At 49.0% G+C, this 24579-nt stretch carries 20 protein-coding genes; 11 read left to right on the top strand and 9 right to left on the bottom strand.

What is annotated here, in order from left to right; all coding sequences use genetic code 11:
* Complete coding sequence (locus FJQ58_RS17750; RefSeq protein WP_139995820.1) at positions 1-891, bottom strand: carbohydrate ABC transporter permease; 891 nt, start codon at positions 889-891, stop codon at positions 1-3.
* Between the two features lie 86 nt (positions 892-977).
* The gene (locus FJQ58_RS17745) at positions 978-2297 is read right to left on the bottom strand and encodes an ABC transporter substrate-binding protein (protein WP_139995818.1); all 1320 of its coding nucleotides are present in this window, start codon (positions 2295-2297) and stop codon (positions 978-980) included.
* A 315-nt stretch (positions 2298-2612) separates the two neighbouring features.
* Between FJQ58_RS17745 and FJQ58_RS17740 the strand changes: the two genes are divergently transcribed.
* The 3 genes from FJQ58_RS17740 to FJQ58_RS17730 are packed head-to-tail and all read left to right on the top strand — an operon-like array spanning position 2613 to position 5985.
* Complete coding sequence (locus FJQ58_RS17740; protein ID WP_139995816.1) at positions 2613-3587, top strand: glycoside hydrolase family 113; 975 nt, start codon at positions 2613-2615, stop codon at positions 3585-3587.
* Complete coding sequence (locus tag FJQ58_RS17735) at positions 3584-4795, top strand: AGE family epimerase/isomerase (RefSeq protein ID WP_139995814.1); 1212 nt, start codon at positions 3584-3586, stop codon at positions 4793-4795. Before FJQ58_RS17740 ends, FJQ58_RS17735 begins: the two co-directional genes overlap by 4 nt.
* A 14-nt stretch (positions 4796-4809) precedes the next feature.
* Positions 4810-5985 (top strand): glycoside hydrolase family 130 protein, encoded by a 1176-nt coding sequence (locus FJQ58_RS17730; protein WP_139995812.1) that lies wholly within the window; start codon positions 4810-4812, stop codon positions 5983-5985.
* Positions 5986-7142: 1157 nt separating this feature from the next.
* Here the strand turns inward: FJQ58_RS17730 and FJQ58_RS17725 are convergent.
* Positions 7143-7733: a GNAT family N-acetyltransferase gene (locus FJQ58_RS17725; RefSeq protein WP_139995810.1), complete on the bottom strand. Its 591-nt coding sequence runs from the start codon at positions 7731-7733 to the stop codon at positions 7143-7145.
* 158 nt (positions 7734-7891) lie between these two features.
* Here FJQ58_RS17725 and FJQ58_RS17720 point away from each other — a divergent pair, with 158 nt between their 5' ends.
* Positions 7892-8314: an RNA polymerase sigma factor gene (locus tag FJQ58_RS17720; RefSeq protein ID WP_162341548.1), complete on the top strand. Its 423-nt coding sequence runs from the start codon at positions 7892-7894 to the stop codon at positions 8312-8314.
* A gap of 229 nt (positions 8315-8543) precedes the next feature.
* Here the strand turns inward: FJQ58_RS17720 and FJQ58_RS17715 are convergent, their stop codons facing one another.
* The 6 genes from FJQ58_RS17715 to FJQ58_RS17690 all read right to left on the bottom strand — a co-directional run bounded on the left by FJQ58_RS17715 (position 8544) and on the right by FJQ58_RS17690 (position 15469).
* The gene (locus FJQ58_RS17715) at positions 8544-9449 is read right to left on the bottom strand and encodes a cation diffusion facilitator family transporter (RefSeq protein ID WP_139995806.1); all 906 of its coding nucleotides are present in this window, start codon (positions 9447-9449) and stop codon (positions 8544-8546) included.
* Positions 9450-9778: 329 nt separating this feature from the next.
* Positions 9779-10384: a DUF6891 domain-containing protein gene (locus tag FJQ58_RS17710; protein ID WP_139995804.1), complete on the bottom strand. Its 606-nt coding sequence runs from the start codon at positions 10382-10384 to the stop codon at positions 9779-9781.
* Positions 10385-10444: 60 nt separating this feature from the next.
* Positions 10445-11518, bottom strand: a complete 1074-nt coding sequence (locus FJQ58_RS17705; protein ID WP_139995802.1) for a LacI family DNA-binding transcriptional regulator — start codon at positions 11516-11518, stop codon at positions 10445-10447.
* 14 nt (positions 11519-11532) lie between these two features.
* Positions 11533-12822, bottom strand: a complete 1290-nt coding sequence (locus FJQ58_RS17700) for an ABC transporter substrate-binding protein (protein ID WP_139995800.1) — start codon at positions 12820-12822, stop codon at positions 11533-11535.
* The gene (locus tag FJQ58_RS17695) at positions 12819-14690 is read right to left on the bottom strand and encodes a sensor histidine kinase (protein WP_139995798.1); all 1872 of its coding nucleotides are present in this window, start codon (positions 14688-14690) and stop codon (positions 12819-12821) included. Before FJQ58_RS17695 ends, FJQ58_RS17700 begins: the two co-directional genes overlap by 4 nt.
* A 17-nt stretch (positions 14691-14707) precedes the next feature.
* Positions 14708-15469, bottom strand: a complete 762-nt coding sequence (locus FJQ58_RS17690) for an SDR family NAD(P)-dependent oxidoreductase (RefSeq protein ID WP_139995796.1) — start codon at positions 15467-15469, stop codon at positions 14708-14710.
* Between the two features lie 940 nt (positions 15470-16409).
* Between FJQ58_RS17690 and argH the strand changes: the two genes are divergently transcribed.
* From argH to FJQ58_RS17655, 7 genes are all read left to right on the top strand, one after another.
* Positions 16410-17915: an argininosuccinate lyase gene (gene argH / locus FJQ58_RS17685; protein WP_139995793.1), complete on the top strand. Its 1506-nt coding sequence runs from the start codon at positions 16410-16412 to the stop codon at positions 17913-17915.
* Between the two features lie 20 nt (positions 17916-17935).
* Positions 17936-18901: an amidohydrolase family protein gene (locus tag FJQ58_RS17680; protein WP_139995791.1), complete on the top strand. Its 966-nt coding sequence runs from the start codon at positions 17936-17938 to the stop codon at positions 18899-18901.
* Positions 18902-18998: 97 nt separating this feature from the next.
* Entirely contained in the window at positions 18999-20354 is a 1356-nt protein-coding gene (locus tag FJQ58_RS17675; RefSeq protein WP_238404128.1) for an extracellular solute-binding protein, read from the top strand.
* A gap of 70 nt (positions 20355-20424) precedes the next feature.
* Positions 20425-21357, top strand: a complete 933-nt coding sequence (locus FJQ58_RS17670; RefSeq protein ID WP_139995787.1) for a carbohydrate ABC transporter permease — start codon at positions 20425-20427, stop codon at positions 21355-21357.
* A 14-nt stretch (positions 21358-21371) separates the two neighbouring features.
* Positions 21372-22229 carry a carbohydrate ABC transporter permease gene (locus FJQ58_RS17665; RefSeq protein WP_139995785.1) on the top strand — a complete coding sequence of 286 codons (858 nt, stop codon included), beginning with the start codon at positions 21372-21374 and terminating at the stop codon, positions 22227-22229.
* Between the two features lie 69 nt (positions 22230-22298).
* On the top strand, positions 22299-23609 hold the full coding sequence (locus tag FJQ58_RS17660; RefSeq protein WP_139995783.1) for an LLM class flavin-dependent oxidoreductase: 1311 nt from the start codon (positions 22299-22301) through the stop codon (positions 23607-23609).
* 26 nt (positions 23610-23635) lie between these two features.
* A complete protein-coding gene (locus FJQ58_RS17655; protein ID WP_139995781.1) occupies positions 23636-24490 on the top strand; it encodes a sulfurtransferase in 855 nt (284 codons plus the stop codon).
* Positions 24491-24579: the final 89 nt, after the last annotated feature.

Below are 24579 nucleotides of genomic sequence, written 5' to 3'. Positions count from 1 at the left end.
TTATTCCCCCTTTCCCTTCAGCAGGAAGCGCTGAATCGACAACACAATCACCACAAAGACTAACAAGACTACGCTCATCGCGGAAGCAAGGCCATAGTTGTTAAATTGGAAGGCCGTCTCGACAATTTTCATAACAAAGGTTTCGCTTGATCCGGCCGGTCCGCCCTTGGTCAAAATATAAGGGAGATCAAATACCTCTAATGCTCCGGTTACGGTTAGGAACAAGTTTAGCTCGATAATTTTATAAATATTAGGAAGGGTAATGCGAATGAATTTCTGCCAGCCGTTGGCGCCGTCAATCGAGGCCGCTTCATAAATGTCATTTGGAATCGATTGAAGGGCAGCCAGATAGATGACCATGTTGAACCCCATAAACCGCCAGAAGCCGATCGAGGCAAGCGTGTAGTTGACAAAGGAACCGTTGCCGAGCCAGCTTGTTTTGGACAAGGCATCGAAACCAAGCTGCCCAAGCAAGTAATTCAAAGATCCGTTTGTCGTATCAAATACGTAACCGAACAAATATGCTACAGCAACGCCGTTTAGGATGTACGGTAAAAACAGCAGCAGCCTAAAAAAGTTTTTCCCTTTAAGCTTGCTGTTTAGAACGACTGCAAAATAGATAGCAGCGATATTTTGTACGATTCCGACAGCGAAATAGGCAAAGTTATGTTTGAAAACACCAAATATGGCTGGATTAGAAAAGACTTCTTTGTAATTGGACCATCCGATCCATGGTTTATTCGGGCTTAGTCCGTCCCAGCTTGTGAAACTTAAACGTATGAGCTCTAATGCCGGATAATAGGCGAATGTCAGCAACAGCAGCAAAGGCAATGCGACAAATCCAATGATTACGTAGTTTTTCTGTGTTTTGAAAGGCAATCTGCTAAACATGGGACAACCCCATCCTCCCTGCGTCTTTCTAATCGGATGGTGCACGCCGGATACCCCTTAAGGATGATCCGGCGTGCACACGATTCCTACAAGCCTAGATCTTTTTTCGCTTTCGCCCAAGCCGTATTCACTTTGTCGAACACCTTCTGAGGGTCTTTGGACAATACAAATTCTTGAACGACAGCGGCTTGATCCAGCTGCGCTTTATTTTGAATTTCGGTCGCTGCGTCTACGGGAGCAGCAGGCTCAAAGAACTTAGGATTAAACGCATTAAACTCTGCCAATTGAGGAAGCTTAGGCTCTCTGCCTTTCAAAGTAGGAATGAAGCCCGCAAAATCTTCGTAACCTGATTCTTCAATCATCCATTGAACGAACGCTTTGGCTCCGTCAACGTTTCCATTTTTGTTAACTGCGTAGAAAAAGTCTGGGTTAAGCGGCGCTTTGGCTTCGCCAGAGTTGTCAGCTGGGAATGGGAAGAAGCCAATATCTTCAGATGCAGCGCCGTTCTCAATGACTTGGTTGATTACCCAGTTGCCAAGCAGGTACATCCCAAATTTGCCGGATGCTACGTCTTTTTTCGATTGCTCCCAGTTCGTCGAGTTCACATCGGCTTCAAGGAAGCCTTTTGTATAAAGCTCACGCAAAATACTCCATGATTTGCCGTATGCATTGTCAAGCGTATAAGGCGTGTCGGTTTCAGCACGCTTGTTCTGGTGGTCAGAAGCTGAGCCAATCACAGTAGTCACATCATACACCCATGCATCCAGCGGCCATTTGTCTTTGAAGTTGGAAGCCAAAGGCACGATTCCCGCGTCTTTAAGCTTTTGCGAAGCTGTAAGAAACTCGTCATAAGTTTTCGGAAGCTCGGTAATGCCTGCTTTTTCGAAAGCTTTTTTGTTGTAGACGATCCCCACGGTCGACGCGCCAGAGGAGATGCCGTACATTTTGCCTTCATTCGCTTTTAAATCCTTGAAATAAATGTCATTAGAGAAAGTAATATCGTCTAGCGGAGCAAAATAATTGGCCAGCTCTCCGTTTGGAATCGTTGGTACGAACACCACATCAGGGAAGTCTCCGGAAGCGATACGGATTTTCAACGTTTTATCATAATCCGTGATTGCTTCGAATTTAAGGTCAACGCCAGGGTATTTCTCTTCGAAGCGCTTCTCGTAATCAACATACTGCTTATCGATCATGTCTGTACGGTTCGTTAGAAATACGACCTCTCCCGTCACTTTAGGAGCTTCTTCCGTTCCGCCATTGTCCGGCTTGTTGGTTGCTGCATCCGTTGTACTCGGCTTGTTAGTTGCCGTATTCGTGTTTGTATTCGCATTATTCCCGCCGCAAGCCGCTAATGTTGTTAGCATAACTACCGAAACCATCGCTAACAAAACTGTTTTTTTCATTTTTCTTTTCCCCCTCGGTTCGTTTTGATTCCGCTTACATTTCGATAATAACGTATTAAAGGCTGTGCTAAAATGGTTTAAAATATTATTTATAGTCTTCAACTGACATTGATTGAAAACGTTATCTTTGGCTTGTACGCTCATTTTTTAATCAAAACCGTTTGTTTTTCCCGCTATTAAATGAAGCTTATTTATGCATGAAGGCCATTCCCAAGAAAGTGATTGCAAACCACTCTCGAATCATGTTTACTTGTTATATAACAAATTAAATTATTAGCAATAACAAAAATACGAAATCAAAGCGAGGCGACTCAAATGACTAGCAAATCAGCTTATATTGGCGGGATGACATGGGGGTGGACCGGGGTTCGTGGCACATGGACGGGCGAGCAAGCCGATCGATCCATGGATTTAATGGCGAAACGGTTACAGGTTAACTGGACGGCCATCGCGCTAGGAGCACTTCAGGACCATGCTCATGCGACGGAGATTAAATTTCGCGAAGCGCCTACCGTAACGGACGAAGAGGTACGTTATGCTATTGGCAAAGCTAAGAAACTAGGGCTTAACGTATGCTTGAAGCCAGTCGTTAATTGTGCCGATGGCACTTGGCGTGCCCATATTAACTTCTTCGATCTCGATGTGCCTTGTGAGCCTAAGTGGTCTGACTGGTTCGCTTCCTATACTGAATTTATTTTGCACTATGCGCGGATCGCCGAGGATACGGGCTGTGAAATGTTTTGCGTGGGCTGCGAAATGGTGCAAACGGACCGACGCGAACACGAATGGCGAGAGTTGATTGCCAAGGTCCGCGCGGTTTATTCCGGAATCGTGACCTATAACTGCGATAAATATCAGGAAGGACAAGTACATTGGTGGGATGCCGTCGATGTGATCTCCTCCAGCGGCTATTACCCGATCGATGCTTGGGAAGAGCAGCTAGATCGTATCGAGCAGGTAGTCACGAAATTCGATAAGCCTTTTTTCTTTATGGAGGCAGGCTGCCCAAGCCGCGAGGGCTCGCAGCATATTCCGAATGACTGGGGACTTCCCGGCGCGCCAAGCGAAGAAGTACAGCACAAATTTTACGAGGCTATGTTCTCTTCCTCCGATAAGCGCGATTGGGTAGGCGGTTTTATGCTCTGGGATTGGCCTGCCCGCCTATATGAAGAAAGCGAAGCTGGCGCAAATGACGATTACTGTATGTTCGGCAAAAAAGCCGAGCAAACCGTGCGGGAGTACTATACGGCAAAAATAGAACAATCAAGCAAGGAGGCCGCAGCCAAATGAATGAAGCCAACCAACAATGGCTAGCCAGCATTAAACAGGAGCTGGAGTCGAACATCCTCCGTTTCTGGATGGATCACACCATTGATGAGAGCAAGGGCGGTTTTTTCGGTTTCATCAGCCGTGATCTAGTCGTGAATCCTGAGGCTGGCAAAAGCCTCGTGCTCAACACGCGCATTTTGTGGACCTTTGCCACCGCCTATCGGCTGACTGGAAATGCCAGCTATTTAAAAATTGCCGACCGTGCTTACGGCTATGTTAATGAGCATTTTGTGGACAACGAATATGGCGGCTTATATTGGATGGTCAATGCGGCTGGACAGCCGGCTGAAACGAAGAAACAGGTCTATGGCCAAGCATTTGCCATCTATGCTTTCTCCGAATATTACCGGGCAACCGGCAATGAAGATTCGCTCCAGCAAGCGATAGAACTGTTCCATACGCTTGAACGTTATAGCTACGATCAGCAATATAAAGGTTATTTTGAAGCGTTAACCCGCGAATGGCAGGAGACCAACGATAACAGCCTTAGCGAGAATGATTTGAACGAGAAAAAATCGATGAACACCCACCTTCATGTCATGGAGGGCTACACTAACCTGTACCGGGTTTGGAAGTCTGATGAGCTTCATGCCAAGCTAAAAGAACTTATTCAAATTACGATTCAGCACATTATCCATGCAGACAGCGCGCATTTCATTCTGTTCTTCGATGAGCAGTGGACTGTCAAATCCGAGCACATTTCTTATGGGCATGACATCGAAGGCAGCTGGCTGCTTGTTGAAGCCGCCGAAGTGCTTGGCGATGAAGCCTTGCTTGCCGAGGCCAAAATTATCGCGATTCGCATGGCTGAAGTGACGCTTAACGAAGGCGTCGACGTGGATGGCGGGCTCTTTAATGAGGCGGGGCCAGCTGGTCTCATCGACAGCGATAAGGATTGGTGGCCGCAGGCTGAAGCCGTCGTTGGCTTTTATAATGCTTACCAGATGACTGGCGAGGATAAGTATCGCAGAGCAGCCGAGAAGTCTTGGCAATTCATTGAAAACCATATGGTCGACAAGGAGCACGGCGAATGGTATTGGAGCGTTAAGCGAGACGGTACGCCTAGCAGCAATATTGAGAAGGTAAGCCCTTGGAAATGTCCTTATCATAACGGACGCGCCTGCTTTGAAATGATGGAACGGCTATCCGGTTCATCATCTACCCATTAATGGAGGTTTGACAAATGAGTAAATTCAACGAACGCAAACACTATTTAACAGAGCAATACGAGCAGCTTATTCAACGTAAAAACGAACCGGAAGCGCCTGGAAACGGTGTATTCGACCGTTATGTACACCCTGTGCTGACGGCGGCTCACGCCCCGCTCCTTTGGAAATATGATTTTAACCCTGAGACGAATCCATTCTTTATGGAACGCCTTGGCATTCACTGCGTGTTCAATCCCGGAGCCATCTACTTGAACGGAAAATATCATCTGGTCGCCCGCGTGGAAGGCAATGACCGCAAATCGTTTTTTGCGATTGCCGCCAGCGACAGCCCCGTCGACGGTTTCCGCTTCTGGGATCATCCGATACTGCTGCCGGAAACCAGCGATCCGGACGTAAACGTCTATGATATGCGTCTCGTGCAGCATGAGGACGGCTGGATTTACGGCTTGTTCTGCACGGAGCGGAAAGACCCTTCCGCCGCTAAAGGTGACCTCTCCAGCGCAATCGCGCAATGCGGCATCGTTAGAACGAAGGATCTGAAGCAGTGGGAGCGCCTTGCCGATCTGAAAACCGCCTCCAACCAGCAGCGCAACGTCGTGCTTCATCCTGAATTCGTTGACGGCAAATATGCCTTCTACACGCGCCCGCAGGATGGCTTCATCGACACCGGCTCCGGCGGCGGCATCGGCTGGGGACTCTCCGATACGATTGAGAACGCCGTCGTCGAACGCGAAACCATTATCGATGAGCGCCACTATCATACGATTAAGGAAGTAAAGAACGGCCAAGGCCCTGCCCCCATCAAGACGGACAAAGGCTGGATTCATATTGCCCACGGCGTTCGCAACACAGCCGCAGGCTTGCGTTACGTATTGTATGCTTTCCTATCCGATCTGCAGGAGCCGAACAAAGTAACGCATCGTCCAGGCGGCCATCTGCTTGCGCCTGAGGGCATCGAGCGCGTCGGCGATGTGTCCAACGTCGCATTCTGCAATGGCGTCATCTCTCAGGACAATGGCGACGTGTACATTTATTATGCCTCCTCCGACACCCGCTGCCATGTTGCTGCGACTTCGGTAGCCCAACTGCTCGACTATTGCCTAAACACGCCTGAGGACCCGCTTCGCTCCCACGCTTGCGTGGAACAGCGCATCGCGCTGATTGACCGAAATCTTCAACTGCAAAGCTAAATGAACAAGAATAAACGAATAAGAATAAAGGAATAAGAATAAACAATTAATGATCATTACTAACGCAATTTTTCTAATTAAGCTATCAAACGAAAGGCTTCTCAGTAACTTCAGATTAGCCCTAAGATAAGAAAAGCTGTTTTCAAGGCGGAAGCCCTGAAGACAGCTTTTCTTATTTTAAGCGTATATTGAAATCCGATTTCTCAAATGGGCTGATCCTCACCGAAACTCCTCGCGCACAACCTCCCGTATCATCCGGAAGGGCACGGTAGATAAAACACACTGGAACTGACATAACACATTAGTCAAAGAACTGGCTGAGGATATATAGTAGATAGGACCACCAACACCTCAAAACAGTTCAAAAAAGTAAATCTAATGAAAAAACTGCAATTGGCATGAATGCTTATCAATTAATATGAAACGCACTCTAGATGATAACGGGATCAGTTACTTTTCATTTATTTTCTTGGGGTGAGTTTTGAGGTGGGTTTTGAGATATTCGTGCTGGTTTACTAAATAGATAGAATTTCTCCCGCTAAAATAGCGTTATTGGCTCGGTAAACGATTTAGCAGGAAATTGTCCTGTTAATCTATCCGATACACTCCATACCCAACTAATTTTCTGTAATTAACATGAGAAATTCCTGCTAATCACTAAGAAAAGCTGAAATTCTTTAATATAGAGGGAGAAATTCCCGCTAAATTAAGTTGGGGGAGAAGTCAGGAACGAATGTGTATAAGAAGAATGCCAAGTATAGACAAGGTAAAGTTTGCTTTTAAGTGTACGATATAATCAACGGGTGATGAAGTTTGCTTACGGGTGGGCGTTACGATAGGTGGATGAAGTTTGCTTACAGTGGGCGTTACGATAGGCGGATAAAGTTTGCTTACGGGTGGGCGTTACGATAGGCGTTTGAGTTTACTTTCAGGTCTGCGGCAGTAACCGTCTCTCCTATTAAACTGTTATTTATAATTCTCAACCTGCAAAGCAGGCGCGAGAAGCTCGTTCCCCCAAAACAAACTTCCCGCTTCGTTTTTGCGAGACAAACTTCCCGCCTCATTTTTTCAGAACAAACATCCGGCTTCATTTTGCAAAACAAACTTCCAGCTCTGCTCCCACTTCAGCCTTATCGATTCAACTGATATTAGTGCATCTATTGAAACTCAAGGAATACCATTTGCTTAAGCTCCGCCCATTCCAAATGGATGATGCTGTAGTAAATATCATCTCGGCACTCGCCGTCCGTATTCATGTAATTGCATCGAAATATGCCCTCCTGCTTAGCACCTAGCTTGCGAACCGCCTTTTGTGACCGTGTGTTCTCAGCGTCTACGCTGAACTGTACCCGGTTAAATTGCATCTCCTCGAAAGCATAGCGCAATAGCTCATATTTGCAGGCTTTATTTACCGTCGTCCCCCGAAAAGCCTCACCGTACCACGTCCATCCAATCTCCAGCCTCTTGCTGCCTATAATCAGATTTCCATACCGCGTCGATCCGGCCACTTCGCCCGAGGCTTGGTCAATGACGATAAAAGGGTAGGCTTGACTTGCAGCCCTACTCTCTAGAGTGGCAACTATATACTTCTGCAAGTCCGATTCATTCCGATAATGAGCACCCGTAAACCGCGTAATCTGTTCATCGAAAATAATTTTCCGAAGGCCCTCCGCATATTTGGCCTCGAACGGTACGAGCTTGACGTGTTGATTTTCCAATACAATCTCGCGTTGAAAGAAATGATCCATATCCATCCTCCTCCTTATCCCTGCCGATTATTTGATAGCTTTAAACTACAGGAATAGCCAGCCGGATTGAATGGAGAAAGTGAATAAACATTTGCAGCCTTTCGAAAATGGAACTTTACAGGCGCAGAGGTGTCTGCTTATAGGAGGTGATAAACGTAGTGGAAGATAATTATCTTGTCCCTCTAACTGACATAGGGCCAAGCGAAATTGAAATACTCGTCATCAAGTACTGGACTGATATTTGGAATTATGCTTTTGTCCTGACCAGGAACCATCACACGGCAGATGATCTCACGCAGGATACTTTCGTTAATGCGTTTCTTGCCTTGGATAAGTTTAGGGGAGAATCCACTGTAAAGACCTGGCTGCTCAAAATTTGCCATAACCTATCTATGAACCATAGAAGAACGGCATTTTTTCGAAAAATACGCTTTGTGCCTAACGTCCGATTATCCGAACACTCACCTTCCGCTGAAAAGGTCTATTTTGCCAACGAAAGCTTGGATCAGGTATGGAGCGAGCTCCTGACCCTACCGCTCAAACATCGTGAGGTTCTAATACCAACGGCCATAAAGCGCTAATTGAGCAATCTGAAATACGCGGGCAAATCTTTATCGTAAGCGAGCATTATTTTTATGCCGTGGCCTCGACTGATTCCATCGATATGGACATCCTATGGTCTGCTACCAATCAAATTAAACTGCCTTAGCAGCACTACGCAAACAGGGCGGGTTCTACGGTTAGCCTTCCGTTGAACCCGCCCTGCTTGCCTTATAATGGCTTAATCTATCCGCATGTTTCTGCCCGGCATCATTCAGCCGATTTATGATCCTTATACCAAGGATTCAAATGAATAAGAACCTCTTCGACATTCGGAACATCATCCATAATGACCTGTTTTATTTTTCGTGAAATGTCATGGCCCTCCTGCACACTAAGCTCCGCCGGAATGCCTACTCTCACATCCACAATCATATAATGGCCATGCTCTCGCGCCCGAATGCGGTCAATTCGCTTCACCTCCGGAATGGATTGCACAAGCTGCATGATTTCCTCCATCCGGTCCTCGTCTATATTTTTCTCCATTAAAACGTCAATGGAAGAACGGCCCATATGGATCGCCAGCTTCAGGACGAAATAAGCGACAATGATTCCCGCGACGGGATCGCCGTATTTCAAAATTTGAATATTGTAATGGTCGCCGACCATAGCCAGCGCAATCCCGATTACTGCCGCAAGCGACGCGTATACATCAGCCAAATGGTCATAGGCCGTTGCGATTAAGCCGCTGCTGTTCGCTTTTTTGCCAATGCGCATCGTATAAATATACAGCCATTGCTTCCATACGAGCGAGATCGCTGCCGTACTGAGCACCAGCAACGTAGCCGTATGAGGCGGCTCCATGAGCGCCATGACCGAGTGGTACCCCATGTAAACGGCAGCGAGCACCAAAATGATCGCAATGAACCCTGCACCGATGACCTCCGCTTTTCCGTGTCCATAGGGATGGTCTTTGTCCGGCGGCCGCTTGGAAATGACCATTGATATTAATGCGGCTGCGCTTGCGAACACGTCCCCCGCATTATGTACGCCGTCTGCAATGAGCACCTGGCTGTTAAATAGCAAACCTACAATAAGCTTTAGTGCCGTTAAAATAATGTTGCTGATCAGACTAATCCATATCGCAAAAGCCGATTGTTTGTTTGTTGCTTCCATAAGTGTCGTTCGTCCTCCAGCACGGGTTGTATAATTTTATAATGAAGCCAGAATACTGCTATTCTGATCCATGTCTCGCTTCAAAGGTACCGTGCCATTATACAAAACGAAATTCGTGTGGGTCTAGAGAAACAGTCTTGCCCCGCGTAAGAAGTCTTAATGCACGCCAATAGAGTTTGGGCAGACTAACTATGTTGCCCTTGTGAAAAAAAGCTCATAACCTGCTTTGCAACAACGTATTCTCCAAAGCAAGCTCCACACTTGCGCAGCAAAAACCGCCACTTTGCATCAGTGGCGGTTTTGGTTGCGCTGTTAGAAAAACGGACCCCTTACACAGAAAAACCACGCTTGCGCCACTGCCCAAGATTAACCTTGATGCGTTCGTTAATACTTCCATCCCATTCCGTAGCGAACCCCGCCGCTTGCAGCAATTCGGTGATCCTCTGCCCGACAACGAGCGTATTGGCTTCACGCTGCTCAGGCTCGCGGATCATGCCGCCGCTGAACGCAAGGTAGAGTTGGCCGCTATGAACAGCGCCCTCGACATCCTGTGAATGGTAGAAGCAGCAGCCGCGGATGCCCGAATCAAAACGTCCCGCTTCCTGCCATATCTCCTGAACATCCTCATGCCCCTCACTAAGCGTATTGCCGGCCTTATGCAGAGCGATAATATGGTCCGCGCGAAGCTGGGCGAATACGGCTTCGAGCCTGTCAAATTCGGTATGCTCTGGCCAGCTTTCCTCGGCAGCTTGCTTCTCGGCACAAGCACGTGCCGTCTCCGCCGTTACCCATGCGAAGTCCTCCAAATTGAGTTCCTCCGGGTCCAAATACTCTTCAGTGATGATCCACTCGATATCTTGGTCTGCATGGAAACCTCCCCATACAAGCTCGTGAATGCGGTTGCTCGTGTCTTTTGGATCCAAGGTTATAGCCATATATCCATTCCCTCCATAGCTTAAGCGTTTGAAAAAAATAATCTAACTTCTTACTGATTTCTATTTCGCTGCTTGATCCGTCGACTCCCGGTACAGCAGCTGTCCGGTCAGCAGCAGCTTCTCCATCGGGTCCTGCATGTTGGCAATACGTCCGAGCAGCCGCTCTACCGCGCGCTTGCCGAGCAGCTCCTTAGGCACATGAACGGTTGTCAAGGCAGGCTTCAGCCTGTAGGAGTCCTCGATATTGTCGAAGCCAGTAACCGATACCTCACCAGGAACGGCTACGCCAAGCGCTTGCAGAGCATAGATGGCCCCAATGGCAATTTTGTCATTTGCGCATAGGAGCGCGGTGGGCAGCGTGCCTGCCTTTAATCTTTTCGCAGCCCACTGCCGTATCGGCTCTGCAAAGTCCTCGTGCTCGAACCCTTCAACCGACAGCTGATGCTCCTGCCTCGTACTCGCTGCAAGCTTGCTGTCCCCCTGCTCTTCCAAAGCGCTGCGGAATCCCAAATACCTGTCTTTAAAGCTTCTGGAATAATTCGTATCCCCCACAAAAAAGAGCTGTCTATGGCCGTTGCCAATCAGGTGCTGCGTCAGCCGGTACATGGATTCGTAGTTGTTCGTAAACACTGTGTCACTCGGAATAAGCATGTCCTCATGATCCACCAGCACCATCGGCAAACCGATGCGATGCACCTCCAGCAGCAGCGGCGTCGATATTTCCCCAACGCCAATAAGTCCCAATATGCCGTTTGGGTTCAGGAAATGCAGGAAATGGTCGACGCTTTGCTCCGACACAATGACCATGCCGCAGCCATCCTCTTCCAGCCGTGCAGCGATACCGTCCAGAATCCTCCCCCAATACAGCGATTCCTTCGTTTGAAAACGGATATTCGGCATCAGGACGAGTACCGACTGCTTGTTCGTGGCAGCCACCTTCGGAAGCTGATCCAGCTTCATCGTCTTGACATAAGCGTTCTTTTGCGAAAAATAGCCCAGTTGTGCCGCCGCTTGAATCACCCGCTCCTGCGTCGCCTCGCTGACGCCTCCCTTACCCGACAGCGCCTTCGAAACGACAAACTTGGAAACGCCCACATGTTCGGCAATTTGCTGCATTGTGACTTTCTTAGACATTGAATGACTCCACCTTAGCTGTTCGTAATTTTCCGAGCTTCTCTCCAGAGCTGATTATATTTATCGAATTCCGCCTTCAAGTCAGGCGAGGCAATCCACTCCTGAATGTAATCGCCGGACCAGAATGCGATTTGCGCCGTATTGGAGATATCAAGCAGCAGATCGCTTGCGACCTTGCGCTCCAGAAATTCGCTGTTGAATGATAAAAACTGCTGAAACTGCGGCAAAGAGGGCTGCTGGTCTTCCACTACGGGCAAAAAGCCGGAATCGTCGACATAACCGGACTCCTTCACAAAAAATTCTACCCATGCCTTAGCCAGCTCCTTGTTACTGCTGAACTTGCTTACGCCAACAAACCAATCCGGGCTGAGCGGAGCGAAGCGCTTCTCGCTATTATCGTAAGGAAATGGAAAAAATCCAATATCCTCTGATTTCGCACCGGCGGCAATCACCTGATTAATGACCCAGTTGCCCATCAAATACATGGCGGCCCGTCCGTCGGCCAGCTCTTTCTTCGATGTTTCCCACTGGTTGGTAAGCAGCTGCTTCTCTACGTAACCGCGGTCAATGAGCGTTTTGACAATGGTGATCGCTTGCCCCCATGCATTGTCAATTGCCCAGGGCTCGTCCTGGCTGGCCATGTTATTCAAATAATCGGCATCCCCCGTCATGTAACTGACCAAATCCTCACCCCAAGTCATGAGTGGCCACTGGGCGCCGTAATTCAAATACACAGGCACGATGCCCGCCTGCTTCAACTGCTCGCATGCTGCGAGAAACTGCTCCATCGTTGTTGGTATTTGCTCAATGCCAGCCTTCTTGAAGGCCACTTTGTTATAAACGATGCCCGTCGTCGAAGCGCCGGTCGCAATGCCGAAGCGCTGTCCGCCAAAAGCCTTAAAATCGGAAAAACGAATTTGCTCAAAGAGGCTATCCTCTAACGGCTCAAAATAATCGGGCAAATCTTCATTTTTAATATTATTGGGCAGCAGCAGCACATCTCCAAGATTTCGGGTAGATAACCTGACCATGATATCGCTAGCATAGTTTTGTAAGCCTTCGAATGTCACTGTGACACCGGGATGCAGCTCAGCGAATTGATCGGCATAGGTTTGAAATACGCCATTTTCAATCAGATCAACGCGGTTGGTCAACACGTTCAAGGTAACGGCAGGCCCTTCTTGGCTGATTTTTCCTGTCGGCTCGGTTTTATCTGTATTCCCGCCACTCCCCTTTTGACAGCCCGCGATGCTAATGCTGCATAACAGAACAACAAGCACTAGCATATACGTGGATTTGCTCATTCTGCTTCTCTCCCTGCTTCTAATGGAAGCTGTAAAATAACCTCGGTGCCCCGGCCCCGTTCGCTCGTTACCTTTAGCCCATACATAGCGCCATAGTGAAGCTTAATGCGCTCATTCACATTTTTCAAACCGATGCCGCCTGATTTGCGTTTTGCTATTTTCTCTTGTGCGCCTGCTAGTGACCGGTTGAGCCGCTCCAGCGTCTCCTCGTCCATCCCGACCCCGTCGTCTGTTATCCGCAGCCATAGCGCATGAGGGGCTCGTTCCGTGCTCATAACAATGCGCATAGAAGGCTTATGGTCATCCATCCCGTGGTAGATCGCATTTTCCACAATGGGCTGCAGCACAAGCTTAATAATCGGATAACTGCACAGGTCCTCCGATATCCGGGTTTCCAACTGAAACCGGTTCGGATAGCGATAATTCAGCATCTCAACATAATTACGCATGTGCAAGGTCTCGTTCTCAAGCGTCACTTCCTCATGCAAATCGCTGATGCTGTAGCGCAGCAGCTTCCCTAGTATCGCAATCATGTCAGCCGCCATGTAATCATCGTTCAATTCAGCAGCCATCCGAATCGACTCCAGCGTGTTATACATAAAATGAGGATTAATCTGGCTTTGCAGCGCATGCAGCTCCGCTTCCTTCTTCTTCGTCTCCATGACGTAAATATCCTGAATCAAATGGTCGATCCGCACGATCATTCGGTTAAACTGATGGCCAAGCTGGCCGACCTCATCCCGGTATTTGACCGGAAACTGCACGTTGAAATCGCCTTCCTGCACATTTTTCATCATGCGCATCATTTTGCGCAGAGGATTCGTTAAGGCAAACGAAAAAACAACGGAGATAAACAGCGCGACAAAAATGGTGACAATGGTTGCGATTAAGGTTACGTTGCGAATGACGACGGCATCCTTCGTGAGCTCGCTTACGGGGATGGAGGTCATGACCTTCCAATTGGTTTTGGGCGACGTCGTATAAATATACAATCGGTTCATGCCCTCCCGCTCGAAGTAGAAGCTCCCCTTGGCTCCCGCTGCCAAGACCACAGTTGGATCGTTTATGATATTCGTTGCCATCCGAGATTTGTCGCTATCGTAAACAACATTCCCATGCTCGTCAATAATAACCGACTGGCCGTTTGTCACCTGATCAAGCTCGCTCATCTGATCTTCAATGACACTGATATTCGCATCCACGGCAATCATCCCGATGGCTTTCAGCGATTTATCAATAACCTTACGAACAACGGTGAACGCATATCTGGTGCTTTGCAAGTTGCTCGTATACTTCTGGGTGCTGAACAGCATGGCTTCCCCGCCCGAGCTTTGCACGAGCTCTCGCCAGTTCTCATAGCTTTCCTTGACGTTAAGCCGAATTCCGCCGCCAGCGGTGGAGAAGTAGCCGTTCCCGTACTGGTCAAAAATATAAACCGTATTCGCCCCGCGTTTTATCGTATTAATAAATGAAATGTTTCCTTCTATGCCCCGCTGAATCAATAGCAGCAGATCGAAATCGTCAGGCACTTGATTGCTATTATCCCCGGTCGACTGCTGGCGCTGCTCGTAGTAGCTATTCGAGCGAATGAGATTTTGCTTAATATCGTCCTGGTACGCAGGGATAGAGGAGATCCGCTCCATGTCCTCGATATAATCGTCAACGCGGACCATCATGTTCTCCAGCATTTTGGTCGAATAAACGATCGTCTTCTCCTCAATGGAGCGTGAATAGTTGCTGTAGGAGATGTAGCCAATAAACGATAAAGGCAGTGTAATCAGCAATAAAAACACGAGAAACAGCTTTTTCTCCATCCGCATGCCGCCAAAAGCTGCCCATATGCGCCACAATCGTTTTCTTAGACTCATCCTCATGCTCCCTTATTCTAGATGGCAGGCATTACGTTTCCGCCGTTGACAGGAATGTAAGCGCCCGTAATGAAGCTGGCCAAATCCGATGCCAAGAAAGCGACCGTATTCGCGATCTCCTGATCCGTTCCTCTGCGCTTAAGCGGAACATTGCGCGCGTAATCGTTATTCTCCTCGGTCCCGCTAGCGCGGTCGCGGTCGCTGATCGTCCACCCCGGTGCCACTTGATTCACCGTAATCTGATGCTCGCCAGCTTCCTTCGCTAGCACGCGGTACACGCCATCCATGCCGCGTTTTCCGGCCGTATAGGCGGATTGCCCTGCAAAATTTTGCATCGCGCATTCTGTGTTAATGCCAATGACTCTTCCGCCGCCGCGCTCGATCATAGCCGGAACGAAAGCTTTTGCCAAAAAGACGCTTTGCAGCACGCATGACTCAAATTGGCTCACATAATCCGCTATAGGCTGCTCCAGAATGCTTGTCCATTGATACTGAATGACCGCGTTGGCGACAACAATATCTACATGCCCCAGCCCTTCCGTAGCTTTTGCTTTCATCGCGTTGATTTGCTGCTCATTTGTCACATCCGCTTGTACGATCATTGCCTGCCTACCCATTGCTTCGATTTCCTGCTTCAGTTCATTCGCCTTGGCCTCGTTATTATTGTAATGCAGCACGATGTTAGCGCCACAGCTGGCTAGCGTACGGGCCATCACGCGTCCCAAATCCCCAGTTGCACCTGTAATTAAAGCAGTTTTATTTGTCAAATCAATTTGCATTTTCTCGGCCGCCCTTCTGATTTCAAATGAATTTGTTATACGATTTGCTAATAATTATGCTACCAAAAAAACAACATTTTATAAAGCTTATTCAATAATTAAGCTTGCTCAATGATAAGCACATCACTGAATGATTTGATGTAGACAACTCGCTTGAAATCCTTAAGTAAAATTCCTCTGAAGCGCTTCCGTCCTGGACGGCCTTTTGGCCCATATTTGTAACCGCTGCGACCAATTATATCTATTTTTTAGATCTATTTTAGGAATACACAATATTTTACGCAAAATAGATCTATTTTTTAGACTTATTTCTCTCCAATGCACCGTTTTCGGTACTCATTTTACTAGAAACGCTCAAAATAGATCTATTTTTTAGACCTATTAAGATCATTTCTATTGTTTTTGCCTAAATAGGTCTATTTTTTAGATCTATATAGTTGAGCTAAAAAATGAAATATAAACAAAACGAGAAGATCGTTCTGGAGAAACGAAGTGTTCACCTTTGTAGCCGGTTACTTACCTTTACAAGTCGTAGTCCATTAAAGTCTCTGGTTTCAACCGCGACCCTAATGACGGATCTACTCACGAAGCGACCAACACGAAAAACTTTAGTTCAAATGATATTTAGTTGAGCTAATAAATAAAGCCAAGCCATCTGCCCCATAAACCGTTCGACCTTCACACGGCGATTTTCCAAGTCCTTTGAACCTCAATAGCCGAACTAACCTGCCTTCTCAGACTCTCATGGCTCACTTCCTCCACCCCACAAAAAAAGGGTTGTATATAATTGGAAACCATGCTATTATCCTAATCATATAATTCCAGTAGGAATAATAAGTTATCGACCGGACAGCCGGAGAAATCGCCATTGCGATAGCTCCGGCTGTTTTTATGTTCGCTTTTCATACAAGAAGCGGCCATCAAGAAAGGAGGCCATACGTTGGCAATCAGAAGGCATCAACAAACGGAGGGAGACATATTCCCCGGTAAGACCTACGTGGAAGCCGTACTTGAACCTGCTTATGATCAGGCGAAGCAGGAGCTGCTCCTGCCGATGATCGAAGTGCATAAAGCGCATCTGGTTATGCTGCTTGAACAAGGTCTGCTTACCCAAGACGAGGCCAATTCCATTGCAAAAGCACTTTTAACGATCGATTTAGAGCAGTTGCGCCTGGGAAATTACAATGGCCAGTTTGAGGATTTGTTCTTTGAAGTGGAGCACAAGCTGCTTGAGCTATCGAATGACACATCTGGCAACTTGCACCTCGGACGCAGCCGCAATGATATGGGCATAGCGATCTACCGAATCACCTTGCGGCACAAGCTGCTTGGAACGATCGGTTCTGCCTTAGGGCTTCACGCGAGCCTGCTCGCTTTTGCGAAAAAACATACCGGCACGATTATTATCGCGCATACGCATACCCAACAAGCGCAGCCCACTACGCTCGCCCATTATATCGCGGCGGTAACCGATTCGCTGGCGAGGGATATCCGCAGACTGCAGGCTGCCTATGCCAATTGCAATTTAAGCAGCATGGGGGCTGCCGCCCTTACTACCTCCGGCTTTGCGATTAACCGTGAGCGTGTAGCTGAGCTTCTGGCCTTCGACGGTCTCATCGAGAACGCTTATGACGCTGTAAGCGGAGCAGATTACGTGGCAGAAATCGCAGCCGGCGTTCAACTGGCTGCCATTAATCTCGGGCGGTTCACACAAGAGCTGCTGCTGTGGTGTACGCAGGAATTTGCGGTTGCCCGAGTCGCCGCCCCTTATGTGCAAATTAGTTCTATCATGCCGCAAAAGAGAAATCCTGTTTCTGTCGAGCATATCCGCTCTCTGCTATCGAGCATTGCCGGCAGCTCGCAAACGGTGTTCACCATGCTTCACAATACGCCGTTTGGCGATATTGTGGACACGGAGGATGATATGCAGCCTTATGCCTGGAAGAGCCTCGATACGCTTGAAGTCGTGTACCGGCTGCTCGCCAAGGTTATCGACTCCTTGCAGATCAATGAAGACGTACTGCGCCAGCGAGCGGCGGCAAGCTTCGCGACCGTCACCGAGCTCGCCGATACCTTGGTTAGGGAAGAAGGACTGTCCTTCCGCAATGCGCACAAGATCGTTAGCCAGCTCGTGACGCAGGCCGTTCAACAAGGCGATCAAATCAACGACTTAAGCCTGCAATCACTTAATGAGGCAGCAATTCATGTAATTGGGCTTCCGCTAAGGCTAAGCGAGAAGCAGCTTAAGCTAGCGCTGGACTCCGAGCATTTTGTCAATGTCCGCAAACTTCGCGGCGGACCAAGCCCCCGCGAAATGAAACGAGCGTTAAAAGCCCAACAATCCAGGCTCAACAGCCTCGAACAGTGGCTTGGCAAGCGAGAAGCACAACTGGCTTCCGCCTCGGCGCAGCTGGATTCCATCCTAATCGATTGGCAGATTAAGTAAACAGAAATGGAGTGAACGTTATGTTTCGCAAATCGTTTAAAGTGTTTGATGTTCATGGGCATCTGCCCTACCGGCTGCTGTTCGGCAATAAAAACAGGCATGCCTTAGTCTCGAGCTATGGCGCGGAGCGCAGCGAGCGCATGCGCCTCACATGGGATTTTCCCGAGACGCCGCCTCCGCAGGACGATAGCGATACGGTCCCGTTAATCGACCGCTGGGTTCAAGAGCTGGACAAATTCGGCATAGGCGGGCTTAACTTTCTCACCGCGCTGGATAATGACAATATGGCCGACCAGCTCGCCCGGCACCCTGACCGCTTTACCGGCTTCGCCTACCATTCCATCGAGGAAGAAGGAGCCGAGGCAGAGCTTCGTAGAGCGGTCAATGAGCTTGGTCTGAAAGGCTACAAGTGGTTTGGGCCGCTGACGTCCAAGCCGTTTGATGATCCTTCGTTCAACCCCATTTGGACCTTTCTCGCGGAAAAGAAGCTGCCTGTGCTCATTCATTTCGGCTTGCTGGGCCATGCGGGAGGAATAGCACACCACCCGAATATTAGCCCGCTTGCCATATTTAATACCGCTCGCGAATATCCGGACATTCCGTTCATTATCCCGCACTTCGGCGCCGGATATTTTCAAGAGCTGCTGCATCTGTGCTGGAGCTGCCCTAATGTATACGTCGATACATCGGGCTCCAACCAGTGGATGCGCTGGATGCCGTATGAGCTGACCTTGGAGTCCGTGCTTCGCAAAACTTACGAGCTGATTGGGCCTGACCGAATTATTTTCGGTACGGATGCCAGCGGGTTCCCAAGAGGCTATCCTTACCGTTATTTGCAGGATCAGGTTCGCGCTGCCCGCGAGCTTCGCTTCCCGGAGGACGACATTGAGAAAATTTTCGGCAATAACGCCCGGCGGCTGTTAGGTCTAGAGCAATGGCATCCTGCTGGGCATGCCCTGAAATCCAGCATCAGCGAGCAAGCCTAATCCATGATTTTACAAGGCAAAACGGCTGTCGCCTTCCTCTGCTAAGAGGACGGTACCCGATTTTCGTAATCATATAGATAAATAGGAGTGGATAATGATGAAAACGAACAAATGGACCACAACGCTGTCAGGCTTGCTAATTTTAACCCTTGCGATTACCGGCTGCGGCAGCAATAACAACAGCAACCAGCAAGAGAGTCCCAAGCCATCGAATACAGCGGATGCTCCAAAAGCCGCAGAAACAGCCGATGCCGAAAAAGACGTAACGATTGAATATTGGCAATACGAGTTTCCCGCCAAGGTTGACCTGATTAATGAGCTCATTGCCGAATTCCAAAGCCTTCATCCCCATATTACGGTAAAACAGACCAACTTCCCTTATGACCAATATAATCAAAAGGTGGCCACGCTTGTTCCTGCCGGCAAAGGCCCTGATATTATTAATCTGTATTATGGCTGGCTGCCAAAATACGTTTCTTCCGGCTACTTGCAGCCGCTTCCGGAAGACAGCTTCCCAACTGCAGAAATAGAGAGCAATTTCTACCCGCTGGTCAGTGCTGCCAAGATCGATGGCTCCTACTATGCGATTCCAACCGCGGTGCGCACTCTCGCATTGTTTTACAATAAGGACCTGTTAAATAAAGCTCAAATCACGGAGCTGCCAACGACTTGGGAGCAGCTCGTAGAGACGTCCAAGAAGCTGACCGAAACCGACGCCAAAGGCCAGTTTGTGACGGAAGGGCTGGCATGGGAGCCCGGCGCGCAGCTTCATCACTGGTACCGCGATGGCCTCGTTCACCAAGCAGGCGGACAGGATCTAAGCGAAGATCGCCGTAAAATCCTGTGGGCAGACACGCCGGCCGGCTTGGAAGCTTTCCAATACCTGCTAGATTTTGCGATCAAGCATAAGGTGGGCATCAATGGGTTCTATGAAAATGACAGCAACGCGTTCATGACCGGACATGCGGCGCTTAATATTGACGGCTCCTTCCGTCTTGGCTCCATTAAGAAGGACTTCGCTGATTTGAACTTCGGCGTTGCACCGCTTCCTTCCTATAAGAGCAAGTCGGCGCCTTCCTCCTTCTGGGCGAACGCCATTCCCAAAAACGTAGAAGGCGACAAGCTGAAGGCTGCCTCCGAATTTCTGAAGTTTCTGACAAGCAAAGAGGTACAGGAAAAGTGGGTCGACCAGATCGGCGAGCTTCCCGCGCAGAAAGCGGTAGCTACCCAAGACAAATACGTGAACGATGAGAAGCTTGGCCCCTTCATCAATCAGCTTGATGACAGCCGCGCACACTTTTTCATCGACGAAACGCAGGAAAAAACGCTGTTTGTCGATGCGACCAATGAGGTGCTCCTGAACAATGTTCCTGTCGAGAAAGCCTTCACAGATCTAGTTGCCAAAACGCAAAAGCTCTACGACGACTATTGGGCAGCAATTGACAAAAAATAGCCTGGTAAGATCAGGGCGCGCAGCCGAAAGCTCGCGCCCTATCCTTTATGAGAGGGAGGCGAAACGAACGATGCTCGAACAAGCCCTGCGGCTAACCGCCCGCAAAAGCCGGGAACTGCTTCATACGAGACTAACCTATCGGACGCAGCGCTACCTGTTTATTTATATTGCGCTTGGCATACCCTTGCTGTATTTTCTCGGCACACGCATGGCTCCGATTCTTTATGCTTTCAACGTTAGCGTCCGTGAATGGGATCTACTGTCCCAAGACAAACCTTACGTTGGGCTCGCCAATTTCAGCGCCTTGTTCGCGGATGAAATTTTCCGGAAATCGATCGTCAACACGTTCAAATTTGTTATGATCGGCGTCCCCGGCCAGTTGATCGTCGGCCTGGCCGTTGCGCTGCTGCTGCATAACGTACAACGGTTCCGCGGCTTCTTCCGAACGGTATACTTCATCCCTTACGTGACGAGCATTATCGCCGTCAGCTGGGTGTTCCGCTGGATTCTGATGCGCAACGGCTGGCTGAACGAGATGCTGCTGAATCTGGGGCTAGAGCCGCAATTGTTTTTGCAATCGCCGCGCCAAGCACTGCTTCTCATTACGCTGACCATGATCTGGCAAAGCACCGGCTTCCAAATGCTGATCTTCATGACCGGCCTGGAGGCGATACCGCGCATGTATTATGAAGCGGCATCGATTGACGGGGCAGGCGCATGGCGCAAATTCCGGCATATCACGCTGCCGTTGCTGAATCCCGTGATCGTATTTTCGGCTGTCATCGGGGTCATTTCCTATTTGCAATCGTTTGGGCAGGTGCTGAGCATGACCAACGGCGGGCCGCTGAACGCCACGACGACCATGGTGCTCCACATTTATAATTTGGCGTTCCAGCAGTTTAAGATGGGAAGTGCCGCGGCAGCAACAGTGGTGCTGTTTGCCGTTATTTTGGCGCTTACCCTGCTGCAATTAAAAGTGTTGAACAAAAAAGTAGAATATTGATGGGGGCGAATCAAATGAGCTCATCAAGAGCATACCGAACGAGCGACAAATCGCCTGCGGATAAGCTGCGTACGGCGCTGATTTATTTGCTGCTCACCATCGGCGTAGGCATCATGCTGTTTCCGTTTTTATGGATGGTCGCCACCTCCTTTAAGCTGCCGCAGGATGTCTATAACCTTCGCCTCATTCCCGAGACGATGACGTTTGATAACTACACGGCGATTTTTAAAAAGGCTCCATTCGGTAATTGGATCAAAAACACACTCATTATTTCTCTGATTGCAACGGCTACCGTTGTCGTATTTGATACGGCTGCTGGCTATGTGCTCGCGAAATTTTCTTTTTTCGGCAAGCAGGTTATATTTCTGATCATTATCAGCACGCTTATGGTGCCAACGGAGATGCTCATCATTCCTTGGTATTTGATCGCAAACGATCTTGGCTGGTCTGACACCTATTGGGGTGTACTGTTCCCTGGCATTATTACGGCCTTCGGCATTTTTCTAATGCGCCAGTTTATGGACTCGATCCCTTCTGACCTGCTTGATGCGGCGCGAATTGACGGGCTTAACGAATGGCGTATCCTATCGCACATTGCCATTCCGCTAGTGAAGCCCGCCATCGTAACATTGATCATCCTTACGTTTATCGGGAACTGGAACCAGTTCATTTGGCCGCTCATTGTGCTGCAGACCGAAGCAAAGTTTACGCTGCCCGTCGGCATCGTATATTTCTCCAGCGAGCTTAAGGACACGAGCAACTGGATACTAATCATGGCAGGAACAACCATATCGATTGCTCCGCTTATTCTTTTGTTTCTAGTCTTTCAAAAACAAATTATTCGCGGCATTGCGCTTAGCGGGATGAAATAACGCTCCACTTCGTACTCGCGCTTCCCGCTTCAAGCCATGTCCACATGATTTCAGGTAAGGGTGATGACGATGAGCGATGCCAATCGCAGAATGATTTTAAATCTCTTTCTCCAAAATGCAGGCTCCCATAAAGGAGCCTGGCGCCATGATAGCACGCAGCTTAATGAAATCCATGACGTTAAGCATTTCCAGCGCATTGCCCAGAAAGCCGAAGCCGCCCGGATCGACTCGCTGTTTATTGCGGATGGCCTGTCGATTGAGGCTAAAGCGGTGCAGCATGGGCCTATTCTCAGCTTCGAGCCGCTCACGCTGCTCGCATCCATCGCTGCCGTCACGGAGCGGATCGGCTTGATCGCCACCGTATCTACCAGCTTCAACGAGCCTTATAACGTAGCCCGTATATTCTCCTCTCTCGACCATATTAGCGGCGGCCGTGCCGGCTGGAACATCGTAACGACGGGCGTAGAGAGAACGGCCTTCAACTTTGGCTTGCCTCAGCTGCCTCCGCATGCGGAGCGCTATGCGCGTGCAAAGGAATTTACGGAGGTTGCGCTTAAATTGTGGAACAGCTGGGACGCTGACGCGCTTGTACAAGACAAAGCTTCAGGAGTCTATGCGGATGCCAAAAAGGTTCACGACATTCATCATGAGGGAACCTATTACTCCGTACGCGGGGCGTTAAACATGATGCGCTCGCCGCAGGGCAGGCCGCTGCTTATACAAGCAGGCGCGTCCGAGGCTGGGAGAAGCCTTGCGGCTCAATACGCGGAATTGATTTTTACCGTCCAGCATTCATTCGAGGATGCCCGGCTCTTTTATAGCGATATCAAAGCCAGAACCAAAGAGGCTGGCCGCTCCCCTGACCAGATCAAGGTGCTGCCGGGACTGCATGTAATCGTAGGCGAAACCGAAGCCGAGGCGCTGGAGATAGCAAGCGAGCTGCAGCAGCTCGGCTCCATTGAGCGGGCCGTCATGTCGCTCTCCAACCTGCTTGGCATCGATTTTTCCGCCTATGCGCTTGATGAGCCCTTTCCTCCGCTTCCTAATCGTAAAGATGTCAATGCTTATCAATCATTTTATGAAATGGTGCAAAAAATCGTTGAAAATAAAACCATCACATTAAGGGAGCTGCTGGAGAAGCATTGGGTTGGCAATGGCCAGCTTCGCATAGCTGGCACACCTGTACAAGTGGCCGATCTTATGGAGGAATGGTTCTTGAACGGCGCTGCAGACGGCTTTAGTGTCATGCCGCAGCTTGGCTCCGGCGGAACGGAAGCCTTTCTCGATCTGGTTGTTCCTGAATTGCAGCGCCGCGGATTATTTCCAACAAGCTATACCGGTCTGACGCTGCGGGAAAATTTAGGATTCGATCTGTTATAATCATCCTTAGGAAAGGAGCGTTTACTATGACTGAACAACAGCATTTCCCTTATAAAAACGATCATTTGCTCGTGGATAACGAGTGGCTTGCACAGCATAGCCATACACAAGCCCTTGTCCTGCTCGACGCAAGGGCCAAGGGCTATGAGGACTCCCATATTCCGGGCGCCTACTGGCTGGATGTCCGAAAATTAAAGGATCATGCCCGGAATACGATTGCTCCTCTAGATGGGCTGAAGGATTTGCTTGCGAGCTTTGGCATCTCTAACGCCTCGACTATCGTCGTGTACGACGAGGGAAGCAGCGTGCTGGCGACACGAGCCTTCTACGTTCTTGAATATTATGGGCTCCGGGATCAAGTAAAGCTGCTTAACGGCGGCTTCGCAGCTTGGGCCGCGGAAGGCTATGAAGTGTCCAGCGAGCACCCGCCGGTTCAAACCGGCATTAGTTTAAACTTAACGGATAATCCTCTCCTCATTGCTTCCAAAGAAAATATTCAAGCAGAGCAAGGCAACCGGCTCCTGCTTGATACTCGAGCAGCCTTGGAGTATACCGGAGAAGATCAGCGCTCCAATCGAAAAGGCGGCCATATTCCCGGCGCCATTCATAAGGAATGGCGCGATGCGCTTGAGACAGCAGATCTAGACGGAGTTATCCGGTTCAAGGATGCCCCTACGCTAGAGCGTGAGTTCCAAGCTGCCGGCATCCACCCATCCAAAACGATCGTACCCTATTGCCAGTCGAATCAGCGCGGTGCGCACAGCTATTTTGCTTTGCGCTTGCTCGGCTATCCCGACATCCGTCCCTATGAAGGCTCTTGGGATGAATGGGGCAATGATAAGCATACCGAGGTTGTTTCCTTACTACCTGGAAACGAATAGTTTTGTACCTAAGGAAGTACTAACCTATATTTTAAAAAGCAGGGGCAATTCCTCCGTCATTCGATTGACGGTTGGAATTGCCCCTTTTC

It is taken from the genome of Paenibacillus paridis (genome assembly GCF_006345825.1).
Classification (GTDB): Bacteria; Bacillota; Bacilli; order Paenibacillales; family Paenibacillaceae; genus Pristimantibacillus; species Pristimantibacillus paridis.
Note: the sequence above shows the minus strand (reverse complement) of the source record. Positions and strands in the feature narration are given on the sequence as shown.